The 2,353-nt window shown below is 65.3% G+C and carries 3 protein-coding genes; 1 reads left to right on the forward strand and 2 read right to left on the reverse strand.

Translation table 11 applies throughout. The features are described from left to right. The coding region (locus tag MOV75_RS34935; protein WP_247007617.1) for an NAD(P)/FAD-dependent oxidoreductase at positions 1–572 on the reverse strand (572 nt) is incomplete at its 3' end. 148 nt (positions 573–720) lie between these two features. Here MOV75_RS34935 and MOV75_RS34940 point away from each other — a divergent pair. Beyond that, entirely contained in the window at positions 721–1,197 is a 477-nt protein-coding gene (locus tag MOV75_RS34940) for a MarR family transcriptional regulator (RefSeq protein WP_246931284.1), read from the forward strand. Here MOV75_RS34940 and MOV75_RS34945 read toward each other — a convergent pair. After that, positions 1,166–2,353, reverse strand: a 1,188-nt coding sequence (locus MOV75_RS34945) for an O-antigen ligase (protein WP_247007618.1), incomplete at its 5' end; no start/stop codon positions are given. The genes MOV75_RS34940 and MOV75_RS34945 overlap by 32 nt on opposite strands.

Raw genomic sequence — 2,353 nt, forward strand, 5'->3', positions numbered from 1 at the left:
TGCGGGACGAAGCCGCCGAAGCCGATCAGACCCGTGTCGAACGGCTGCGGTCCGTCCGGCACCACTTGGCGGCGCGCGACCGAGTGCACGCCGTCGGCGCCGATCAGGAAGTCGCCCTCGGCGGTGGTGCCATCGGCGAAATAGGCGATGATCGGTTGGTCGCCGCGGTCCTCGACCTTGATCAGGCGCTTCTCGAAATAGAGCGAGACGCAGGCGCACCAGGCCTTGTCGATCAGGATCTCGTTCAGCGTGGCGCGGGACATGTTGACCGCCGGCTGGCCGAAGCGCCGCGCCATGTCGCGGTTGATCGAGCCGAGCCGTTCGCCGCCTTGCGAATAGAAGTCGAAGGACTCCGCAACCGAGCCGCAGCTGATCAACTCGTTCGCCAGCCCGATCTCGTCCATCACATGCATGCCGTTCGGAGCGATCTGAAGCCCGCCGCCGATGCCCTTGGAGTAGGGCCAGGCCTCGTAGATCGCGGACTCGATGCCGGCGCGGCGCAGCAGGATCGCGGCCACGGGTCCGGCAATGCCGGCGCCGATGATCAGCGCCTTGCGGGGACGATAGGACATGGGCTTGCTCCGGACGTTTCCGTGGTGCTAGGAGAAATTACGGTCGCTAAATCTCTTAGTGACTAAGATATATATCGCCTAAGATATGAGGCCGACCTTGTCAAGGACGAAGGCGCGTACGGCGCTGTTGCAGGAGCTCGAGGAGGCGATGCGCAGGTCGTCCGCGCAGGGCGTGCTCTACGGGCAAACCGTTGCCAACGTTGCCGGAATTGCCAACTCCGACCTCGAATGCATGGACATCCTGTATCTCGAGGGCCGCGTCACCGCAGGGAGGCTCGCCGAGGTCACGGGCCTTACGACGGGCGCCATCACCGGCGTGGTCGACCGGCTCGAAAAGGCCGGCCTGGTCCGCCGTGAACGCGACGAGAAAGACCGCCGCAAGGTTTTCATCGCGGTCGTGCCGGAGGCGGCCATGAGGATCGGCCAGTTTTACGTGCCGATGCAGCAGGCGATGGAGAAGGTCTTCGTTGGCTATTCCGACGAGGAACTGCGGCTGCTGCTGCGTTTCGCGAATGAGGGCTACAAGGGCGTGCTCGCGGCGACGGAGGCACTGAAGGGCCTGCTCGACACGCCGCCGGAGAAGCGTCCCGCTCTCAAGCTGAAGACGCGTCCTCGCCAGCCCTGATCTTGTAGATCTGTGCGGCCGCGATCATGCCCCACATCACGCCCAGCATCATCCAGAAGTGGCGCCAGTGGTCGGTGTCGATCACGAAGCTTTCGCCGACGGTGCCGACGAACGCGGCGAACACGGCGAGATAAGCACGCTGCCAGGGCACACGGACGAAGACGTGCCGGAAGCCCATGATGACGGTGGTGAAGACCAGCGCGGGATAGCACACGCCGGCCAGCCAGCCGCCGGACATGAAGGCATTGAGGTAGGAGTTGTGGGTGTCCTCGGGGAAGAACCGGTGGAATTGCAAGGGACCAATGCCAAACGGCAGATCGAGCGCCATTTCCGCGCCGAGGATGTGCCGGCCGAAGCGGCCGAAGCGGCCTTCGTCGTAGCTCTGGTCGAAGCTCGCGCGCTGCTTGAACATCTCGGCGGTGGAATCGAACGACAGCAGCACCGCGATCAGCGCCAGCCCCAGCACCGCGGCGACGATCGCCATGATGATGATGCGCGAGCGCTGCGCGTTGGTGCGGCTGGTCAGCACCATCAGCGCCAGCATGAAGGCGGAGGTCAGCACCAGCCCGCCCCAGGCCGCGCGCGAGAAGGCGAGCAGGATCGCCAGCGACATGATGCCGAAGGCGAAGACGTTGCGGAACGCCTTGCCGAGCTTGTCCGAAACCACGCTCTGGAGCGCAAACAGCGCCGGCAGGATCAGGAAGGCGCCGAGCACGTTCGGGTCCTTGAACGTACCGCGCGCGCGCCCGTAGAGCGTGAGGAGGTCGTTGCCGCCGGGAACCAGGTGGAAATAGCCGGCGACCGCCAGCACCGAGGCGACCATCGCGCCGATCACGAGGCCGCGGCGGAGCATGTCGAGCCGGGCCAGTGTATCCTCGGACATGACCATGGCGAAGAACACCACGGTCACCGCCATGTACCAGGAGGTCGCGATCCAGCTCACCACCTCGGACTTGTCGAACAGCGGGATCGCGCTGATCGTGTAGCCGACATTGAGCAGGACCAGCAGGGCAACCAGCGGCATCAGCGCGAGCCGCAAGCGCAGGCCGGTGGCGAAGAATATCACCGCCGCGAGCAGCGTCATGATCTCGTAGGGGCTCGGCTCGATGAAGACGACCGCGCCGGAGGCGCCGACCAGCCACACCAGCGCGCGCTG

It is taken from the genome of Bradyrhizobium sp. PRIMUS42 (assembly GCF_023006515.1).
GTDB lineage: Bacteria > Pseudomonadota > Alphaproteobacteria > Rhizobiales > Xanthobacteraceae > Bradyrhizobium.

Coding starts and splice junctions, on each gene's coding strand:
- MOV75_RS34940 (WP_246931284.1), top strand. CDS start 721: ATGCGCAGGTCGTCCGCGCAGGGCGTGCTCTACGGGCAAACCGTTGCC.